We start from the raw sequence: 18,638 nt of genomic DNA, 5'->3' as shown, positions 1-18,638 counted from the left end.
GAAACGAATCCGACGCCACGGTGGGGACATGAACGGCACCCTTTCCGGCTCCCCGATTCCGCGAATTTCCACAGAACGCGGAGCGGTCCGGGACGGAAACGCCGACCCTCTCACCCCCTCATTCGAAACGGCAGGGACCCGTAGAAATGGATGCTCAGGTGGAAAGGTCGCAGCAGACCACGACGCTGATCTCCCAGGCGCACGTCCTCGAAGGCGGAGTGGGATGGCACCGACTCGCCATCGGAGAGATCGCTTCACGTCTCACCGATCCGGACTTCCCGTGCGTCTTCTCCCGGAATGCCTTCCGGAAGCAGCTCCTGCGGTTCGTCTTCGTGGAGGACGCCGGCAGCGACGGCATGCGCCACCTGGCGGAGGCCCTCACCGAGTACGTCGAGCTGTCCAGGGCCTGGGACGGCCAGCTGGACACCGCGTATCCGCTGGTCGTGATGTTCTCGCCGGAAGCGGTGAGCGCGCGCAGCGTCGAGGGCTACCACTCCTTCGGCTGGCAGGTGCTGCAGGGACTGCACCGGCTCGATCCCGCGCCCTGGCCGGACGAGGTCGGGCAGGACCCGGATTCCGAATCCTGGTCCATGTGCTTCAACGGAATGCCGTTGTTCTGCAACATGAGCAATCCCGCACACCGGAACCGCCGCAGCAGGAATCTCGGCGAATATTTCGCCATCGTCATCAATCCCCGCGAACGGTTCGACGTGTTCGCCGGCGATACACCGAGCGGCCGCAAGGTCCGCGCGAACATCCGTAGGCGCATACACGGTTACGACGGAATTCAGCATTCCCCGCAGTTGGGCTCTTATGGCGCCGGAGCACTCGAATGGCTCCAGTACGGGCTCATCGACGAGAACGCCGAGCGAAGCGGCGTCTGCCCCTTCCGGCCCCAGACGGTCGCTGAAACGAATTAGGAGATCCTGACCAATGATCGAGCTCATCGTGTCCCAGGGCCGGGTGGCCGACCGGGAACCCCGGATGATCGAGGGCGCCGCCCGCATCGCGCGGGCCCTGGAGCACCGCTACGGACTCACCGGCCGCTTCATCGGGGAGCCCGCGCCGCCCGCCGACGACGACTGGACCGTCAGCCTTCCGCAGGCCGGCGAGACGCTGACCGGGCTGCGCCAGGCCGTCACCGACAGCATCGGGAACGGCAGCCGGACGGTCATGATCTCCAACACCTGCTCGGCGAGCCTCGCCACTCTCCCGGTCGTGGCCCGGGAGCACCCGGACGCCGTGGTGCTCTACATCGACGGGCACGGCGACTTCAACACCCCCGACACGACCGGCACCGGGTACCTGGGCGGCATGGTCCTCTCCGGCGCGTGCGGGCTCTGGGACAGCGGCCACGGCTCGGGCCTGCGCCCCGGGCAGGCGGTTCTGGTCGGGTCACGCGACATCGACGAGGCCGAGGCCGAACTGATCGCGAAGCACGGCGTCCGCGTCATCCCCCCGTCGGAGACGACGGCCGAGAACATCCTGGCGGTCATCGGCGACTCGCCGGTGTGGGTGCACATCGACTGGGACGTGATGGAACCGGGACACGTGCCGGCCGACTACACGGTGCCGGACGGCCTGCTCCCCGAGCAGATCCGGATGATCTTCGACACGATCCCGCCCTCCCAGCTCCGCGGCGTCGAACTGGCCGAGTTCAACGCCCCGCTGGACGAGCAGCTCAGTGACCGGGCGGTGGAAACGATCCTCGCCATGGTCGCCCCCGCCTTCGAAAACGCCCCCGCCGCCTAGCCCGGCCGCGGGCCCTCTCCCGCCCCCGCCGAACCGAGCGACGCCGCACCGAGCGACGCCGCACCCAGCGCCGCCGAACCCGGCGCCGCCGGACCGAGCCGCCGAGCCCCGCCGATCCCCGCAACCGGCACCGCCGGTACCGCCTTGCCAAGGAGTACTTTCCGATGCCTCTCCACGACAGCATCCTCGACACCATCGGCCGCACCCCGATCGTCAAGCTGCACCGCATGGCCCCCGCCCACACCACGGTCTACGTGAAGGTGGAGTCGTTCAACCCCGGCGGCTCGGTGAAGGACCGCCTCGCGCTCTCCGTCGTCCTCGACGCCGAGGCGAAGGGGCTGCTCAAGCCGGGCGACACCATCGTCGAGTGCACCTCCGGAAACGTCGGGATCGCCCTGGCGATGGTGGCCGCCGCCCGCGGCTACCGGTTCGTGGCGGTGATGGGCGACACGTACTCGGCGGAACGCCGCAAGCTGATCCGGGCCTACGGCGGCAAGGTGCTCCTCTTCCCGGGCCACCTCGGCAGCAGCGGCGGCAACCGGATCGCGGACGAACTCGCCGCCAAGCACGGCTGGTTCCGCGCCAACCAGTTCGACAACCCCGCCAACCCCGCCTACCACCGCGAGACCACCGCCTCCGAGATCCTCGGCGACTTCGCGGGCAAGCGCCTCGACTACTTCGTCACCGGGTTCGGCACGAGCGGCACGCTGACCGGCGTCGGACAGATGCTGAAGGCCGCCCGCCCCGCCGTACGGATCATCGCCGCGGAGCCGGACAACGCCGCCGTGCTCGCCGGCCAGGAGTGGAACGTCCACCGGATCCAGGGCTGGGCACCGAACTTCGTGCCGGGCGTGATGGACCGGAGCGTCATCGACGAACTGGTGACCATCGACGAGGTGGAAGGACGCGACACCGCGCGCCGGCTCGCCGCGGAGGAAGGCATCTTCACCGGCATCTCGGCCGGCGCCACCCTGGCGACCGCGCTGCGCGTCGCCGAGACCGCGCCGGCGGGCTCCGTACTCCTCGCCATGCTCCCGGACACCGGCGAGCGCTACCTCTCCACGTTCCTCATGGAAGGGATGGTCGAGGGCTCGGACGACGAGTGGCTCGCCTCCCTGGAGACCGGTGACGGCGAGGCCTGACCTCGGCATCCGGTACCCGGCACCCGGCGCCCCCGCCTCGCGGCACACCAACACCTGGCAGGAACCAGACACATGAGGGAATTCATCCCCCCCGCGGCCCGTTTCGTCGACTTCCCCGCAGCATTCGCCCTGCGAGAGGGCGGAACCCTGACCGGCGCGCGCATCGCGTACGAGACCGTCGGACGGCTGGCTCCGGAACGCGACAACGCGATCCTGATCCTCACCGGCCTCTCGCCCGACGCGCACGCGGCCTCCCACCCGGAGGACACCGCCGCCGGCTGGTGGGAGGCGATGGTGGGCCCCGGAAAGCCCGTCGACACCGATCGCTGGTACGTGATCTGCCTGAACTCACTGGGCAGTTGCAAGGGATCGACCGGACCGGCCTCGATCGACCCCGGCACCGGCGAGCCCTACGGTCCGGACTTCCCCGACCTGTCGATGGAGGACATCGCCGACGCCGCGGCCCACACGGTGCGCGCGCTGGGCGTCGACCGGCTGGCGTGCGTGATCGGCACGTCCATGGGGGGCATGAGCTCGCTGTCCCTGCTGGCCCGCCATCCCGGACTGGCCCGCGGCCACATCAACATCTGCGGCGCGGCGCGCGCACTGCCGTTCTCGATAGCGATCCGCTCCCTGCAGCGCGAGGCGATCCGGTGCGACCCGCACTGGAACCAGGGCCGGTACGACGACGGGAACTACCCGCAGCGCGGCATGTTCACCGCGCGCAAGCTCGGCATGATGACCTACCGGTCGGCCCAGGAGTGGGACAGCCGGTTCGGCCGTGCGCGCATCGCGCCGGAGGACCTCGCGCACGACGGCTCCTGCGACCACGAGTTCCAGGTGGAGAGCTATCTGGAGCGGCACGCCCGGCGCTTCGCGCGTCGCTTCGACCCCAACAGCTATCTCTGCCTCAGCCGCTGCATGGACCGGTTCGACCTCGGCGAGTCCTGCGGCGCCACCACCGACGAGGCCCTCTCCCGTATTCGGCTGGAGAAGGCCCTGGTCATCGGCGTGGAAACCGACATCCTCTTCCCGCTGCGGCAGCAGCAGCAGATCGCCGACGGTCTTGCCGCCGGCGGCACGGACGTCGCGTTCCTGGCGATGGATTCGCCCGAGGGACACGACGCCTTCCTGATCGACACCGCTCGTTTCGGAACCCCCGTGGCGAAGTTCCTGACCACGCTCTAGCGGGTGTCTCACGGAGACACCCCCAGCCGCACCCCGGCCGCAGTCCGGTCCCCCCTCCCCCTCCCTTGGAGCACCGCAATGCCCGACCCCTCCTCCAGACTCGCCCTCGTCACCGGCGCCAACCGGGGCATCGGCTTCGAAACCGCGCGGCAGCTGGCCGCCGCCGGCATCCGGGTGCTCCTCGCGGGCCGCGACCGCGAAGCGGTCACCGAAGCCGCGGACACGCTGCGCGCCGACGGCCTCGCCGCCGACGCCCTCGTACTCGACGTCACGGACCCGGAGAGCATCCGGGCCGCGGCGTCCGAGGTCGGCAGCGTCCACGGCCGCCTCGACATCCTGGTCAACAACGCGGCCATCCGCATCGAGGAGTACGGCAAACAGCCCTCCGAGCAGCCGATCCGGCAGTGGCGCGAGACCTTCGACACCAACCTGTTCGGCGTCGTGGAGGTGACCACGGCCTTCCTCCCGCTGCTCGCCGGGTCCCCGGCCGGACGCATCGTCAACGTCTCCAGCCTGCTCGGCTCGCTGACCACGCACAGCGACCCGGACTCCTACGCGTACAGCCCCATGTTCAAGTCCCTTCCGGCCTACAGCGCGTCCAAGAGCGCCGTGAACTCCTGGACGGTCCACCTGGCCTACGAACTGCGCGACACCCCGATCAAGGTGAATGCCGTGCACCCGGGCTACACCAAGACCGCAATGAACGACGGCGCGGGCGATCTGCACGTCACGGACGGAGCCAGGACGAGCGTCGCGATGGCCCTGCTCGACGCCGACGGCCCGACCGGCACCTACACCCACAGCGGCCAGACCATCCCCTGGTAGCCGCCCCCGAACGGCAGTTCTTCCCCCTTGCCGTCCTTCCCGTATTGGAGTCACCCGATGGGCAACCATCTGGCCTTGGTCACCGATGAGACCAGCCTCGTCATCGACTACGACATGCCGTTGCTGCTCGAGGCCTGCCAGGCCATCGGCATCAGGGCCGAAATCTGTTCCTGGCGAGACCCGGACATCGAATGGGACCGCTTCGACGCCGTCCTCCTGCGCTCCCCGTGGAGCTACGTCGAGAGCCTCAAGGACTTCCTGGAATGGTGCGAGTACGTCACCGACGTGACGTACCTCTTCAACCCGCTCCCGGTGGTGCGGTGGAACCTCGACAAGCGCTACCTGGCCGATCTGGCCGAAGCCGGCGTACCGGTCGTACCGAGCGGCTTCGTGGCCCCCGGCACGGATGCGGCGCAGGCCCTGCGCACGTTCCTCGACCGGCATGCCACGGCCCGGGAGATCGTGGTCAAGCCGACCGTGGGCGCCTACTCCAAGGACGTGCAGCGCTTCGCCCGGTCCGCGCAGACCGAGGCCGCCGCGTACGTGGCCCAGCTGCTCGACCAGGGCAACCATGTCATCCTGCAGCCCTACATGGACTCGATCGACACGTACGGCGAGACCGACCTCATCCTCTTCGGCGGGGTCTACAGCCACGCCATCCGCAAGCGCGCGCTGCTCCTGCCGGACGGCACGGTCGACGAGCCGACGCAGGACGCCCGTACGGTGCGGGACGCCGCCGAGGACGAACGCGCCGTCGCCGTGGCCGCGCTGGACGCCGCGGCCGCCCACCTCGAGCTGCAAGAACCCCTCCTCTACAGCCGCGTCGACCTCATCCGCGACGCCGACGGACAGCCCCTGGTCCTCGAACTGGAGCTCTGCGAACCGTCGCTTAGCATGCCGTTCTCGGAAGCCTCCGCCACGCGCTTCGCGCAGGTCATCTCCGCACGGCTGGAAGAAATCTCCCGAACGCGAAAGAACGGACGGTCATGACCGCGCAACAGGGTTCCCTCGCCCCCCTCACCGCACCGGCGGTCTCCAGCGGCACCCTCTACGCCGCGCTCGGCGTGGTCAGCTTCTCCTTCAGCTTCCCGGGAACGGTGTGGGCGCTCGACGGGTTCGGGCCGTGGAGCGCCATCGGAGTGCGCGGCGTCCTGGCCGCCGTCATCGCCGTCGTCGCGCTCCTCATCACCCGGGCACCGCTGCCGGCCCGCGGGGACTGGCCCGCACTGGCCGTCGTCGCCGGCGGCTGCGCGGTCGGCTTCCCGCTGCTCACCACGCTCGCCCTGCAGACCTCGTCCACCGCGAACTCGGCGGTCGTGATCGGGGTCCTGCCGATGGCCACGGCCGTGTTCTCCGCCGTCCTGACCCGGCGCAGTCCTTCGAAGGTCTTCTGGGCCGCGGCCGGCGTCGGCGCGGCGGCCGTCCTCGTGTTCACCCTGGCGCAGAGCCACGGCCGTCCGACCGTCGCGGACCTCTTCCTCTTCGGCGCCCTGCTCGTCTGCGCGGCGGGCTACGCCTTCGGCGGACGGCTCTCCGCGGCGGGCATGCCGGGCTGGCGCGTCATCGCCTGGGGCGTGGTACTCGCCGCCCCCGTCAACCTCGCCGTGACCCTGTGGGCGCTCCCGCACGAGCCCGTCCACTTCACCGCGAAGGCCCTGCTCGGCATGGCCTACATCGCCGGTATCTCGCAGTTCGGCGGATTCGTCGTCTGGTACAAGGGCATGGGCCTCATCGGCGTGGCGAGGGCGAGCCAGCTCCAGCTGGCACAGCCGCTGCTGACGCTGGTGTGGGCGGTGCTCCTGCTCGGCGAGCACCTCACCGCCGCCGTCCCGCTCACCGCCGCCATCGTGCTCACCTGCATCGTGGTCACCCAGCGAGCCAGGACATCCTGAAACCCCGGCGGGGGACGAACCCGGCGGCAGCCGCCACCCTCCTCCCCCGCCCCGCCAGGACAAGCAAAAGCCCCAGGTCACGGCGAGTGAGTCCTGGGGCTTCCACAGAGCCGCCTTCGGGATTCGAACCCGAGACCTACGCATTACCAGTCTCGACAAGATCATCTCGATTGGTGCGGTCGTGCCACCGAACCCGTTTCCCCAGTTGAGAGACCTATCGCCCGAAACCCCACGTAGCACCCGTCATCACTCGGCATCCAGTCGGCTCACGCAGCAGACCCTGCCCGAGTAGCTCGAACAGGCCAGTCAGCTACAAATCGACTGATCACTCTTCGTAGTGGATCAGGCGCCGCAGGAGAGCCGAAAGCCCCGTCAAAGGAGTTCCTTCTCCGCAAGGACACTCCTTCGGAAAGGCGCCACATGGCCGGCCACCTCGCGCTCCGCGTCACGACTGCCATCGCCGCAGCTACCGCACTCGCATTCTTAACCCCGGCACAAGCACACGCCGGCGCCATCGGCTCAACCCCCGTGGCCACCTTCGACTACCAGGTCGGAGGAGTCACCATGAAGGTCCCCACAGGCTGCATGTTCACCCACGTCATCCGCGGCGACGGCAAGAAGATCACCTACCAGAACGCCGGCGTCGACTGCGGTTTCGTCGGCGCCCTCAATGCCGGCTTCTGCAATTGGCGCATCGACTTCACTTACGCCGACACCAACAACAAGGACTACAAGACCTCACGCGGCAAGACCCACACCGAGTGCAAGATCAACCCCATGCGGGACAACGCACCCCAGACACTCCCTCGCTACGGCAAAGCATGCGCCCACCTCAACATCAACGGCGTCCGCCGGGTCAGCCAGTGCCACCACATCACGAAGTGAGCAGCACATGACCACCCAGCCCACCCCCGAAGACCGCATCTGGGCAGCCAAACGCCGTCGCGCCGGCGTCGCCGCCTTCCTTGTCGGTGCCGCAGCCTCCTTGGCCTTCTTCGCTTTCTTCCCCGGCCTCCCCCATGTGATCGACTGGGGCGCCATCATCGTGTCCCTCTCCGTCGGCGGCCTCGCCCGCTGGGCGTGGCAGTCCCACATCACGAAGAAACACGCCGCTCTGCGGTAGGGCTCACGAACCCAGCGCGCCGCCCTCACCTCGGCCTAACGGACCCTCACCAAGATCGTCGTTGAGTCACGATGGGCATGAAGCCGGACGGCGGCCGTGATCGCCGGCACCGCCGAGCCAAGACCGAGACGGAGGTCACCAAGAAGCTCCGCGAGCTGGAGAAACTGCGTGACGAAGGCCGGGCCACGAAGGCCGGGCGAAAGCCGACCGTCGCGGAGTGGATGGACACGTACCTGCCCACGATCGGAGCTTGAAGCTCAAGCCGCGGTCCCTGGACGACTACTGGTCGAAGACCCGCAACGACATCATCCCAACGCACTTGCCACAGCGGTGGGCGAGGTCACCAATGGCACCGGGGTGACCATCACCGAGGCGATGAAGGCCGGTACCTCCATCGACTTCACCCGGGCGGGGAGTACGTTCCACGGCACCCTCGTCGAACCGACCAAGTACGACGGCGACGGCAATGACGGCGAAGGAAAAGGCTCTCACCGGGCGGGACGCCTGGGAGGGGGCAGCTGAGACGCTGGCCGCCAAGATGCGTCAAAACTGACACGGTCGGTCAAACAAACCGACGCCGTCGCTGAGTGGGACCCCCGGAATTGAGGTCCGGGGCCCCACGGTCTGTTTGCATCACACTCATGTCGGCCGACACAAGGCGGCCCGGTTCGGGCACTGCTGGCACTGGCAGCCCTACTCAACCCCGCGGCCGCACGGGGCCGCGTCTGAGACCAGAACTGAGACCGAGCACCCGTGCGGCGCGAGGACGGCGCCGTAGCAAGATCCAGCGAAAAGCAAAAGCCCCAGGTCACGGCGAGTGAGTCCTGGGGCTTCCACAGAGCCGCCTTCGGGATTCGAACCCGAGACCTACGCATTACGAGTGCGTTGCTCTGGCCAACTGAGCTAAGGCGGCACCGCTGGTCAGACAAGTGTTCCCTCGGAAGGGAGTGCTCATCAGCAGCGGCGCTAAGTCTACAGGGTGCGGAGAGTGCCCCGGACCACGGTGGGAATCGGGGGTCTGCCGGGGGGCTAGCCGGCTGCCGGGCCGCATTTCTTGCCGGGTTCCGGGGCCTTGCCCTCCAGCAGGTAGCGGTTGATCGCCGTGTCGATGCAGTCGCTGCCGCGGCCGTAGGCCGTGTGGCCGTCGCCCTCGTACGTCAGGAGGGTGCCCGACTCGAGCTGGTCCGCCAGGGCCTGCGCCCACTGGTACGGGGTCGCGGGATCGCGGGTCGTGCCGACCACCACGATCGGCGGGGCGCCCTTCGCGGTCAGCGGCTTCGCCGTGCCCGTCGCCTTCACCGGCCAGTACGTGCAGTTCAGCGAGGCCCACGCCAGGCCCGCGCCGAAGACCGGAGAGGCCTTCTCGAAGGAGGGCAGGGCGGCCCGCACCGCCTCCGGGCCGCTGAAGGCCGGCGGCTGGTCCAGGCAGTTGACGGCCGCGTTCGCGTACATCAGGTTGGCGTACTTGCCGTCCGGCTCGCGCTCGTAATAGCTGTCGGCGAGGGCCAGCAGGGGCGCCCCGTCACCCTGCATGGCCTCGGTGAGCGCCTCGCGCAGCTGCGGCCATGCGCTCTCGTCGTACAGCGCGGCGATCACCCCGGTCGTCGCGAGGGCCTCGCCCAGCGGGCGGTCCCGGTCACCCGTCGGCAGGGGCTGGGCGTCGACCTTGCGGAAGAACTCCTTCAGGCGCGCCCCCACCGCCTCCGGGCCGCCCTTGCCGAGCGGGCAGTCGGACTGCTTCGCGCAGTCCTTCGCGAAGGAGGTGAAGGCCGTCTCGAAGCCCGCGGTCTGGTCCCGGTTCAGGTCGAGCGCCGAGCGGGAGGGGTCCATCGCGCCGTCCAGGACCAGCCGGCCGACCCGGTCCGGGAAGAGGTCCGCGTACATCGCTCCCAGGAAGGTGCCGTAGGAGGCCCCGACGTACGTGAGTTTCTTGTCGCCGAGCACCCCGCGCAGCAGGTCCATGTCCCGGGCGGCCTCGACGGTGGAGACGTGGGACAGGACCCGCTGCGAGCGCTCCTGGCAGCCCGCGGCGAACTCCTTGAACGCGGTCACCAGGCGGGCCTGCTCGGCCGCGTCGTCCGGTGTCTGGTCCACCTGCGTGTACTTGTCCATCGCCGGGCCGGTCAGGCACTCGACGGGGCTGCTGCGGTCCACCCCGCGCGGGTCAAAGGAGACCATGTCGTACCGGGCGCGCACGGGCGCGGGGTAGCCGATGCCCGCGTACGCCTGGAGGTATCCGATGCCGGAGCCGCCCGGGCCGCCCGGGTTGACCACCAGCGAGCCGAGCCGCTTGCCCGGGCCGGTGGCCGGGCGGCGGGCCACCGCGATGTCGACGTCCTGGCCGGAGCCGGGGTTCGCGTAGTCCAGCGGGGCCTTCATGGTGGAGCACTGGAATCCGGGGACACCGCAGTCGCGCCAGCTCAGCTTCTGCTCGTAGTACGGGCGCAGCGCGGCCTGGTCCGGGGACGGCTGTGCCGAGGGCGTACCGGACGAGGCGGCGGCCCGCGGTTCCGCCGATCCGCCCGAGGTGCATCCGGAGAGCAGCAGCCCGGCGGCGGCGATCACGGTCCCGGTGGTACGCAGCAGGCTCCTGGTGTCCATCCTCGGAGCCTACGTCCTGCCGGCGAGGGCCAGCGGGCGGACCTGCACCGGGCGGCCGCCCCGGGTTCGGGACCCGTGCCGGGCGGGGCACGGGCCGGGCCCGTGCCGACCCCGGCGGCCGGTCCGCCCGTACGGGTGAGCCGGTCAACCGGGCGTTGCCGCTCAGCCCGCGCGCAGCGACATCGTCATCGCCTCGACCGCGAGGAGGGGGGCCACATTGCGGTCGAGGGCGTCCCGGCAGGCGATGATCGCCTCGATCCGGCGCAGGGTCCGCTCGGGGCCCGAGGCCCGCGCGATCCGGTCCAGGTCCGGCCGTATCTCCTCGTTGGCGATGGCCACGGACGAGCCGAGCTGGAGGGCCAGCACATCGCGGTAGAAGCCGGTGAGGTCGGTCAGCGCCAGGTCGAGGCTGTCGCGCTGGGTGCGGGTGCGGCGGCGCTTCTGCCGGTCCTCCAGCTCCTTCATCACGCCCGCCGTGCCGCGTGGCATCCGGCCGCCGGTCCCCGCCGCGGCGCCGAGCGCGGCCCGCAGCTCCTCGGTCTCCTTGGTGTCGACCTCCTCCGCGACCTGCTTGGCGTCCTCGGCGGCCGCGTCGACCAGCTCCTGCGCGGCCTTCAGGCAGCCGCCGACGTCGTCGATGCGGAGCGGTAGCTTCAGCACGGTGGCCCGTCGGGAGCGGGCGGCCTCGTCGGTGGCGAGCCGGCGGGCCCGGCCGATGTGCCCCTGGGTCGCGCGGGCGGCGACCGCGGCGACGGCGGGCTCGATGCCGTCACGCCGCACGAGCACCTCGGCGACGGCCTCGACGGGCGGGGTCCGCAGCGTCAGGTGCCGGCAGCGGGAGCGGATCGTCGGCAGCACGTCCTCCAGGGAGGGCGCGCACAGTAGCCACACCGTCCGGGGGGCGGGCTCCTCCACGGCCTTGAGGAGCACGTTGCCCGCGCCCTCGGTGAGCCGGTCCGCGTCCTCCAGGACGATGACCTGCCAGCGGCCGACGGCCGGGGAGAGCTGCGCCCGGCGGACCAGGTCGCGGGTCTCCTTCACGCCGATGGACAGCAGGTCCGTCCGGACGATCTCCACATCGGCGTGCGTGCCGACCAGGGTGGTGTGGCAGCCGTCGCAGAAGCCGCAGCCGGGCTCGGCGCCGAGGGCGCGGTCGGGGCTGGTGCACTGCAGGGCGGCCGCGAAGGCCCGGGCGGCGGTGGACCGTCCGGAGCCGGGCGGTCCGGTGAAGAGCCAGGCGTGGGTCATCTTGGACGCGGCGGGCGGTGGGGTCCCGTCCGAGACGGCCGTGACCAGGGCGTCGGCATCACGGGCGGCGGCGGCCAGCTGCGTCTGGACGCGCTCCTGTCCCACCAGGTCGTCCCATACGGGCATCCCGCCCACCACCTTTCACTCTCCGTACACCCATTGTGGCGGGCGCCACTGACAATCCGGACCGGCCGGCCCGGGCCCCGCCCCCGCCGGGGTCAGCGGCGGCGGCGCGTGCCCCGGCCGCCGTCCTCGTCGCCCTCGTCGTGCTCGTCGTGGCGGCCCAGCAGTTCGTCCGCCAGCGTCGGCAGATCGTCCAGCGGGGTCTCCTCCGCCCAGTCCGGTCGCGGCCGGCGCGGGCGGCCGTCGTCGCCGACGACCGGGAGCTCACGCGTCCGGTCGTTGCCCGACTCCCGGAAGATGTCCGGCGGCACCCGGTCGGCCGGGTTCTCCTCAGGACGCCGGGCGGTGGGCCGCGAGGCGGAACGAGCGGGCCCGGTCCCCCCGGACGGCGCGGCCGGTCGTACGGGAGGCAGCACGGCCGTCTCGTCAGCCGGGCGGACGGGGGGCAGCACGGCCGTCTCGTCGGTCGAGCGGACCGGTGGCAGCACCGACGTCTCCGCGGCGGAGGTCTCCTGCGCCGGGTCGGCCTTCGGCACCGGGACGGTCTGCGTGACGTCGTCCGGCCGCAGGACCCGCTTGGGCGCCGGGGTCTCGACCGTCACGGCGTCGTCCGCCTCCGGGGCCTTCCTCATGGCGACCTTGGGGGCCGGTGCGGATTCGGGTTCCGGTGCCGGCGCAGGCTGGGCGGCCGACGCGGCAGTCGCGGCCGCAGCCCTCGCCGCCTGCTCGGCCGCCGCGGCCGCCGCCGCCCGGCGCGCCTCCTCGGCCTTCAGCAGGGCCTCCTCCGCCCGCCGCTGCTTCTCCAGCCGCCGCTCCTCGGCCTCGGCCCGCAGCCGGGCCTCCTCCTCGGCCTGCTTGCGCAGCCGCTCAAGCTCGGCGGCCCGCGCCTTCTCCTCGGCCTCCACCCGCAGCCGCTCGGCCTCGGCCCGGGCCCGGGCCTCCTCCTCGGCGCGCTGCCGCTCCTCCGCCGCCTTGCGGGCGGCCTCCGCCTCTGCCTTGATGCGCGCCTCTTCGGCCTCGCGGGCCCGGCGGGCCTCTTCCTCGGCGCGCAGCCGCGCCTCTTCCGCCTTGCGGGCGGCCTCTTCCTCGGCCTTGCGCCGGGCCTCCTCCTCGGCGAGGCGCCGGGCCTCCGCCTGGGCGGCCACCTCGGCCTCCGAGAGCGGGAGCATCCGGTCCAGGCGGTGGCGTACGACGGTGGTCACGGAATCCGGGTCCTGTCCCGCGTCGACCACCAGGTAGCGCCCCGGGTCGGACGCGGCCAGCGTCAGGAATCCGGACCGCACCCTCTGGTGGAACTCCGCCGGCTCCGACTCCAGCCGGTCCGGAGCCTCCGTGAACCGCTCGCGCGCCGCCTCCGGCGATACGTCGAGCAGCACGGTCAGGTTCGGGACGAGCCCGTCGGTGGCCCAGCGCGAGATCCGGGCGATCTCGGTCGGGGAGAGGTCGCGGCCGGCGCCCTGGTAGGCCACCGAGGAGTCGATGTAGCGGTCGGAGATGACCACCGCGCCGCGCTCGAGGGCGGGACGCACGACCGTGTCCACGTGTTCCGCCCGGTCGGCGGCGTACAGCAGCGCCTCGGCGCGGTTCGACAGCCCGGCCGAGGAGACGTCGAGCAGGATCGAGCGGAGCCGCTTGCCGACCGGGGTGGCTCCCGGCTCGCGGGTCACGACGACCTCGTGGCCCTTGCCCCGTATCCACTCGGCCAGGGCCTCCACCTGGGTGGACTTCCCGGCTCCGTCGCCGCCCTCCAGGGCGATGAAGAACCCGGTGGCGGACGGCGCCTGCACCGGCTCCCCGCCGCGCAGCGCCTCGCGCAGGTCGCGCCGCAGGGGTACGCCGCTGCGGTCGTCGGCCTTGGTGAGGACCACGACGGCGACGGGCAGCAGCAGGGCGCCGACCAGCATCAGGGTGAAGGCCGCGCCGCCGTGCGCAAGGACGATCTCGCCGCCGCCGAGCCGGTGCGGGCCGATGAGCGCGGCCAGTGCCGGAGCGGCGACCGCCCCGAGGGCCACGGCCACCCGTACGACCGCCTGCAGGTGCTCGGTGACCCGGGCCCGGCGGAACTCCTCGGTCTCCTGGTCCAGCAGGGTGTGGCCGGTGTTGGCCGCGACGCCCGCGGCGGCGCCGGCGAGCAGCGACAGGAAGAGCACGGTCGCCGTGTCCGGAACCAGCCCGGTCAGCAGCAGCGCCAGCCCGGCCACCGCTATGGCGAGGGCGAGCAGGCGGCGCCGGGACAGCGCGGGCAGCACCTTGCCGGCCTGCGTGGCGCGGATGCCGAGGGCGGTGCCGCCGACGAGGGCGAGGACGGCCAGGGCGAAGGCGGCCGGTCCGCCGCCCAGGTCGAAGGCCTGCAGTACGGACACGGCAACGGCGCAGGACACCGCTCCGGCGACCGCGGCGCAGGCCAGGACCAGCAGCGGGATCGCGCCCGTACGGCCCTTGTCCGGCCGGTCGCCCGCCTTGGGGGCGCGCAGGCCCTCCAGCGGGGAACGGGGACGCGGGGTCTTCGTCCCGGGCAGGACGAGCGGGAGCAGCAGGGAGACCGACGCCGCGAAGAGGCCGGAGGCCACGTACGAGCCGAGGGCGGCCTGGTTCTCGGCGAACCAGTCCACGCCGAGGCCGAGGGCCCGCCCGATCAGGGTGGCGGCGAGCAGCACGGCCGCGGCGACCGGGATCGCCGCGAACGCCGTACGCAGGGTCAGCCGGCGCAGGGCGTCGAGGTGATCCGGCAGCGGCCGTACGGTCGCCCCCTCCGGCGGCGGCGCGGGCAGCAGGGCGGGAGCGGCGCTCTCCTTGGCCAGGGTCCACATCCGCTCGGCGGCGCCGGCGACGAAGACGGTGGCCAGCAGGACGGTGAGCGCGTGGGCCGGAATCCAGTCGAGCCACAGCGGCGCGACGACGAAGAGCCCGAGGCGGATCCCGTCGGCGCCGATCATCGTCCAGCGGCGGTCCAGCGTGCCGCCGGGGCCGACGAGCGCGGCCAGCGGGCCCAGCAGGACCGCGCCGAAGAGGAGGGTGGCGAGGATCCGGACCCCGAACACGGCGGCGACCGCGAGGGCCGCACCCCGGTAGCCGCCGCCGAAGGCGCCGTCCGAGACCGCGGCCTGAAGGGCCAGCAGCACCAGCACCAGCAGCGCGAGGGCATCGCCGATGCCGCTCACCAGCTGGGCGCTCCACAGCCGGCGCAGCCTGGGGGTGCGCAGCAGTGCGCGCACCGCTCGCTCGCGGGAATCCGCGGCTAGGGCTTCGTCGTAGGTGGGGTTCGCCGGGGCGGTCACGACCGTTGGCTGCTCGGCTCGCGTCATCCGCCCAGCCTATCCGCTGCGCTTGGCCGCTGCGGAGGCCTGTGGACAAGGTCCGGTGTGACCCCGCCCCCATCTCCCCGGGCTCCGGCCCGGGACCCCGGCCGACGGCGGTCCGGTGGACGGGCACCGGCTGCGCCGGGCCCCCGGGGCTCTGCCCCGGACCCCGCGCCTCAAACGCCGGCGAGGCTGAAGTTGCCGACGGCAGGAGCCCCCATCCAGCCCCTCCGGCGTTTGAGGAGCGGGGTCCGGGGCAGAGCCCCGCGCGGCGGAGCCGCCGGACGAGCTCGGCTGGAACGACGCGGGCCCCCGTGCCGGTGCGTGCACAGGGGCCCGTGGTCAGGAGGCGGACGGAGGTCAGTCCTCCGTCGGGGCCGCGGCCGCCTTCTTGGCCGGGGCCTTCTTCGCCACGGCCTTCTTGGCCGGGGCCTTCTTCGCCACGGCCTTCTTCGCCGTCGTCTTCTTGGCCGCCGCCGTCGTCTTCTTCGCGGCTGCGGTCGTCTTCTTCGCCGGGGCCTTCTTGGCAGTGGCCTTCTTCGCCGTCTTCTTCGCCGGGCCCTTCGCCCGCTTCTCCGCGAGCAGCTCGTAGCCCCGCTCCGGCGTGATCGTCTCGACGTCGTCGTCCCGCCGCAGCGTCGCGTTCGTCTCGCCGTCCGTCACGTACGGACCGAAGCGCCCGTCCTTCACGACCACCGGCTTCTCGCTCACCGGGTCGGTCCCCAGCTCCTTCAGCGGCGGCTTGGCCGCCGCCCGGCCCCGCTGCTTCGGCTGCGCGTAGATCGCGAGCGCCTCGTCCAGCGTGATCGAGAAGAGCTGCTCCTCCGTCTCCAGCGACCGCGAGTCCGTGCCCTTCTTCAGGTACGGGCCGTAGCGGCCGTTCTGGGCGGTGATCTCCACGCCCTCCGCGTCCGTGCCCACGACGCGCGGCAGCGACATCAGGCGCAGGGCGTCGTCCAGCGTCACCGTGTCCAGGCTCATCGACTTGAACAGCGAGGCGGTCCGCGGCTTGACCGCGTTCTTGCCCGTCTTGGGCGTGCCCTCGGGCAGGATCTCCGTCACGTACGGCCCGTAGCGGCCGTCCTTGGCGACGATCTCGTTCCCGCTGACCGGGTCCTTGCCGAGCGCGAACTCGCCGCTCGGCTTCGCGAACAGCTCCTCCGCGTACTCGACCGTCAGCTCGTCCGGAGCCATGTCGTCCGGTACGTCGGCCCGCTGGTGGCCCTCCGCGTCCTTCTCGCCCCGCTCCACGTACGGCCCGTAGCGGCCGACCCGCAGCACGATGCCCTCGCCGACCGGGAAGGAGGAGATCTCCCGGGCGTCGATCGCGCCCAGGTCCGTGACCAGCTCCTTCAGGCCGCCGAGCGCGTCACCGTCGGCCGGCACGACCTCGGTCGCGTCCTCCGAGCCGAAGTAGAAGCGCTTCAGCCACGGCACGGACTGGGCCTCGCCCCGCGCGATGCGGTCGAGGTCGTCCTCCATCTTCGCCGTGAAGTCGTAGTCCACGAGGCGCCCGAAGTGCGTCTCCAGCAGGTTGACCACGGCGAAGGAGAGGAAGGACGGAACGAGCGCCGTGCCCTTCTTGAACACGTAGCCGCGGTCGAGGATCGTGCCGATGATCGACGCGTACGTCGACGGGCGGCCGATCTCCCGCTCCTCCAGCTCCTTGACCAGCGAGGCCTCGGTGTAGCGGGCCGGCGGCTTGGTGGAGTGGCCGTCTGCGGTGATCTCCTCGGCGGCGAGCGCGTCGCCTTCCGCGACCTGCGGGAGGCGCTTCTCGCGGTCGTCGAGCTCGGCGTTCGGGTCGTCCGCGCCCTCGACGTACGCCTTCATGAAGCCGTGGAAGGTGATCGTCTTGCCGGAGGCCGTGAACTCGGCGTCCCGGCCGTCCGACGCCCGGCCGCCGATCTTGACGGTGACCGAGTTGCCGACCGCGTCCTTCATCTGGGAGGCGACGGTCCGCTTCCAGATGAGCTCGTACAGGCGGAACTGGTCGCCGGTCAGACCGGTCTCGGCCGGAGTGCGGAAACGATCACCCGAAGGCCGGATCGCCTCGTGCGCCTCCTGCGCGTTCTTGACCTTGCCGGCGTAGACACGCGGCTTCTCCGGCAGGTAGTCGGCCCCGTAGAGCTGCGTGACCTGCGCCCGCGCGGCCGCCACGGCCGTGTCGGACAGCGTCGTGGAGTCCGTACGCATGTAGGTGATGAAGCCGTTCTCGTACAGCTTCTGCGCGACCTGCATGGTCGCCTTCGCACCGAAGCCGAGCTTGCGCGAGGCCTCCTGCTGGAGCGTCGTCGTACGGAACGGGGCGTACGGGGAGCGGCGATACGGCTTGGACTCGACCGAGCGGACGGCGAACGAGGTCTGCGCCAGCGCGGCGGCCAGCGCCCGCGCGTTCGCCTCGTCGAGGTGCAGCACCTCGCTCTTGAGCTGCCCGTTCGCGCCGAAGTCGCGGCCCTGCGCGATGCGCTTGCCGTCGACCGTGTTCAGGCGGGCGACCAGCGACGACGGGTCCGACGGGTCCCCGGCCCGGCCGGTGGAGAAGGTTCCGGTCAGGTCCCAGTACTCGGCGGAGCGGAAGGCGATGCGCTCGCGCTCCCGCTCGACGACGAGGCGGGTGGCCACGGACTGGACACGGCCGGCCGACAGGCGCGGCATGACCTTCTTCCACAGGACCGGCGAGACCTCGTAGCCGTAGAGGCGGTCGAGGATGCGGCGGGTCTCCTGTGCGTCGACCATGCGCTGGTTCAGCTCGCGCGGGTTGGCGACGGCGTCGCGGATCGCGTCCTTGGTGATCTCGTGGAAGACCATCCGGTGGACGGGGACCTTGGGCTTGAGGACTTCCTGCAGATGCCACGCGATGGCTTCGCCCTCGCGGTCCTCATCGGTGGCGAGGAAGAGTTCGTCGGACTCGGCCAGCAGCTCCTTGAGCTTGCGGACCTGTGCCTTCTTGTCGGCATTCACGACGTAGATCGGCTGGAAGTCGTGCTCGACGTCCACGCCGAGACGGCGGACCTCGCCTGTGTACTTGTCGGGAACCTCGGCGGCCCCGTTCGGGAGGTCGCGGATGTGCCCGACGCTCGCCTCGACGACGTATCCCGGGCCGAGGTAGCCCTTGATCGTCTTCGCCTTGGCAGGGGACTCGACGATGACGAGTCGGCGGCCGCCCTTTGCGGTCTCGCTAGTCGGGGACAACTTGGCTCTTCTCTCCGGTCGGCACTCGGTCGCGGTACGGCGACGCTGCGGAGTGTGACGGTACAACCCGCCCCCGTGTCAAACGGCACAAGCCCGCAACGGCCACTCGAACGGTAACCCGACAAGTGCCGTTTCTGCCGCCCGGATGCCGCGCCGGACCCTTGGCGATCACCGGGCCGAGTGTCCGGAGGGCCGTCTGGCCCCGCCTCCGCACCCGGTCCCGCGTCCCCCTTCGGGACCGTTCGGCGCC

The 18,638-nt window shown here is 71.4% G+C and carries 14 protein-coding genes, 1 tRNA gene and 1 pseudogene; 11 read left to right on the top strand and 5 right to left on the bottom strand.

The features are described 5' to 3' along the window. Nucleotides 1-146: 146 nt before the first annotated feature. The 11 genes and pseudogenes from ACIP5M_RS04310 to ACIP5M_RS04260 all read left to right on the top strand — a co-directional run bounded on the left by ACIP5M_RS04310 (nucleotide 147) and on the right by ACIP5M_RS04260 (nucleotide 8,444). Entirely contained in the window at nucleotides 147-920 is a 774-nt protein-coding gene (locus ACIP5M_RS04310; RefSeq protein ID WP_401191606.1) for a YqcI/YcgG family protein, read from the top strand. A 13-nt stretch (nucleotides 921-933) separates the two neighbouring features. Then, complete coding sequence (locus tag ACIP5M_RS04305) at nucleotides 934-1,752, top strand: arginase family protein (RefSeq protein WP_401191603.1); 819 nt, start codon at nucleotides 934-936, stop codon at nucleotides 1,750-1,752. A 164-nt stretch (nucleotides 1,753-1,916) separates the two neighbouring features. Next, nucleotides 1,917-2,894 (top strand): cysteine synthase A, encoded by a 978-nt coding sequence (cysK, locus tag ACIP5M_RS04300; protein ID WP_401191601.1) that lies wholly within the window; start codon nucleotides 1,917-1,919, stop codon nucleotides 2,892-2,894. A 72-nt stretch (nucleotides 2,895-2,966) separates the two neighbouring features. After that, complete coding sequence (locus tag ACIP5M_RS04295; protein WP_401191599.1) at nucleotides 2,967-4,082, top strand: homoserine O-acetyltransferase; 1,116 nt, start codon at nucleotides 2,967-2,969, stop codon at nucleotides 4,080-4,082. Between the two features lie 78 nt (nucleotides 4,083-4,160). Next, nucleotides 4,161-4,907 carry an SDR family oxidoreductase gene (locus tag ACIP5M_RS04290; RefSeq protein ID WP_401191597.1) on the top strand — a complete coding sequence of 249 codons (747 nt, stop codon included), beginning with the start codon at nucleotides 4,161-4,163 and terminating at the stop codon, nucleotides 4,905-4,907. A 57-nt stretch (nucleotides 4,908-4,964) separates the two neighbouring features. After that, entirely contained in the window at nucleotides 4,965-5,897 is a 933-nt protein-coding gene (locus tag ACIP5M_RS04285; protein WP_401191595.1) for a RimK family alpha-L-glutamate ligase, read from the top strand. Next, a complete protein-coding gene (locus ACIP5M_RS04280) occupies nucleotides 5,894-6,799 on the top strand; it encodes a DMT family transporter (RefSeq protein WP_401191592.1) in 906 nt (301 codons plus the stop codon). The genes ACIP5M_RS04285 and ACIP5M_RS04280 overlap by 4 nt, the downstream gene beginning before the upstream one ends. A 564-nt stretch (nucleotides 6,800-7,363) precedes the next feature. Further along, the gene (locus ACIP5M_RS04275; RefSeq protein WP_401191591.1) at nucleotides 7,364-7,684 is read left to right on the top strand and encodes a hypothetical protein; all 321 of its coding nucleotides are present in this window, start codon (nucleotides 7,364-7,366) and stop codon (nucleotides 7,682-7,684) included. A gap of 7 nt (nucleotides 7,685-7,691) precedes the next feature. Further along, on the top strand, nucleotides 7,692-7,922 hold the full coding sequence (locus tag ACIP5M_RS04270) for a hypothetical protein (RefSeq protein ID WP_401191589.1): 231 nt from the start codon (nucleotides 7,692-7,694) through the stop codon (nucleotides 7,920-7,922). A gap of 71 nt (nucleotides 7,923-7,993) precedes the next feature. Then, nucleotides 7,994-8,235: pseudogene (locus tag ACIP5M_RS04265) on the top strand (integrase); the annotation flags it as partial. 44 nt (nucleotides 8,236-8,279) lie between these two features. Continuing rightward, nucleotides 8,280-8,444, top strand: a complete 165-nt coding sequence (locus ACIP5M_RS04260) for a hypothetical protein (protein ID WP_401191586.1) — start codon at nucleotides 8,280-8,282, stop codon at nucleotides 8,442-8,444. 317 nt (nucleotides 8,445-8,761) lie between these two features. On the opposite strand, the gene ACIP5M_RS04255 is transcribed toward ACIP5M_RS04260, so the two are convergent. The 5 genes from ACIP5M_RS04255 to topA all read right to left on the bottom strand — a co-directional run bounded on the left by ACIP5M_RS04255 (nucleotide 8,762) and on the right by topA (nucleotide 18,388). Beyond that, nucleotides 8,762-8,835 (bottom strand) — tRNA-Thr (locus ACIP5M_RS04255). Between the two features lie 116 nt (nucleotides 8,836-8,951). Next, complete coding sequence (locus ACIP5M_RS04250; protein WP_401191585.1) at nucleotides 8,952-10,523, bottom strand: alpha/beta hydrolase; 1,572 nt, start codon at nucleotides 10,521-10,523, stop codon at nucleotides 8,952-8,954. A gap of 162 nt (nucleotides 10,524-10,685) precedes the next feature. After that, nucleotides 10,686-11,897, bottom strand: a complete 1,212-nt coding sequence (locus tag ACIP5M_RS04245) for a DNA polymerase III subunit delta' (RefSeq protein WP_401191582.1) — start codon at nucleotides 11,895-11,897, stop codon at nucleotides 10,686-10,688. A gap of 92 nt (nucleotides 11,898-11,989) precedes the next feature. After that, on the bottom strand, nucleotides 11,990-15,199 hold the full coding sequence (gene tmk, locus ACIP5M_RS04240) for a dTMP kinase (RefSeq protein ID WP_401191579.1): 3,210 nt from the start codon (nucleotides 15,197-15,199) through the stop codon (nucleotides 11,990-11,992). A 354-nt stretch (nucleotides 15,200-15,553) separates the two neighbouring features. Beyond that, the gene (gene topA / locus ACIP5M_RS04235) at nucleotides 15,554-18,388 is read right to left on the bottom strand and encodes a type I DNA topoisomerase (RefSeq protein WP_401191577.1); all 2,835 of its coding nucleotides are present in this window, start codon (nucleotides 18,386-18,388) and stop codon (nucleotides 15,554-15,556) included. Between the last annotated feature and the right edge of the window lie 250 nt (nucleotides 18,389-18,638).

The sequence above is a fragment of the Streptomyces sp. NPDC088762 genome, from assembly GCF_044750905.1.
GTDB lineage: Bacteria > Actinomycetota > Actinomycetes > Streptomycetales > Streptomycetaceae > Streptomyces.
The sequence above is the reverse complement of the archived record's forward strand: the minus strand, read 5'-3'. Positions and strand labels throughout refer to the sequence as shown.

Bases quoted from the DNA above. Each gene is read 5' to 3' on its own strand.
- ACIP5M_RS04310 (WP_401191606.1), top strand. From the start codon at position 147: ATGGATGCTCAGGTGGAAAGGTCGCAGCAGACCACGACGCTGATCTCC.
- ACIP5M_RS04305 (WP_401191603.1), top strand. From the start codon at position 934: ATGATCGAGCTCATCGTGTCCCAGGGCCGGGTGGCCGACCGGGAACCC.
- cysK (WP_401191601.1), top strand. From the start codon at position 1,917: ATGCCTCTCCACGACAGCATCCTCGACACCATCGGCCGCACCCCGATC.
- ACIP5M_RS04295 (WP_401191599.1), top strand. From the start codon at position 2,967: ATGAGGGAATTCATCCCCCCCGCGGCCCGTTTCGTCGACTTCCCCGCA.
- ACIP5M_RS04290 (WP_401191597.1), top strand. From the start codon at position 4,161: ATGCCCGACCCCTCCTCCAGACTCGCCCTCGTCACCGGCGCCAACCGG.
- ACIP5M_RS04285 (WP_401191595.1), top strand. From the start codon at position 4,965: ATGGGCAACCATCTGGCCTTGGTCACCGATGAGACCAGCCTCGTCATC.
- ACIP5M_RS04280 (WP_401191592.1), top strand. From the start codon at position 5,894: ATGACCGCGCAACAGGGTTCCCTCGCCCCCCTCACCGCACCGGCGGTC.
- ACIP5M_RS04275 (WP_401191591.1), top strand. From the start codon at position 7,364: ATGAAGGTCCCCACAGGCTGCATGTTCACCCACGTCATCCGCGGCGAC.
- ACIP5M_RS04270 (WP_401191589.1), top strand. From the start codon at position 7,692: ATGACCACCCAGCCCACCCCCGAAGACCGCATCTGGGCAGCCAAACGC.
- ACIP5M_RS04250 (WP_401191585.1), bottom strand. From the start codon at position 10,523: ATGGACACCAGGAGCCTGCTGCGTACCACCGGGACCGTGATCGCCGCC.
- ACIP5M_RS04245 (WP_401191582.1), bottom strand. From the start codon at position 11,897: ATGCCCGTATGGGACGACCTGGTGGGACAGGAGCGCGTCCAGACGCAG.
- tmk (WP_401191579.1), bottom strand. From the start codon at position 15,199: ATGACGCGAGCCGAGCAGCCAACGGTCGTGACCGCCCCGGCGAACCCC.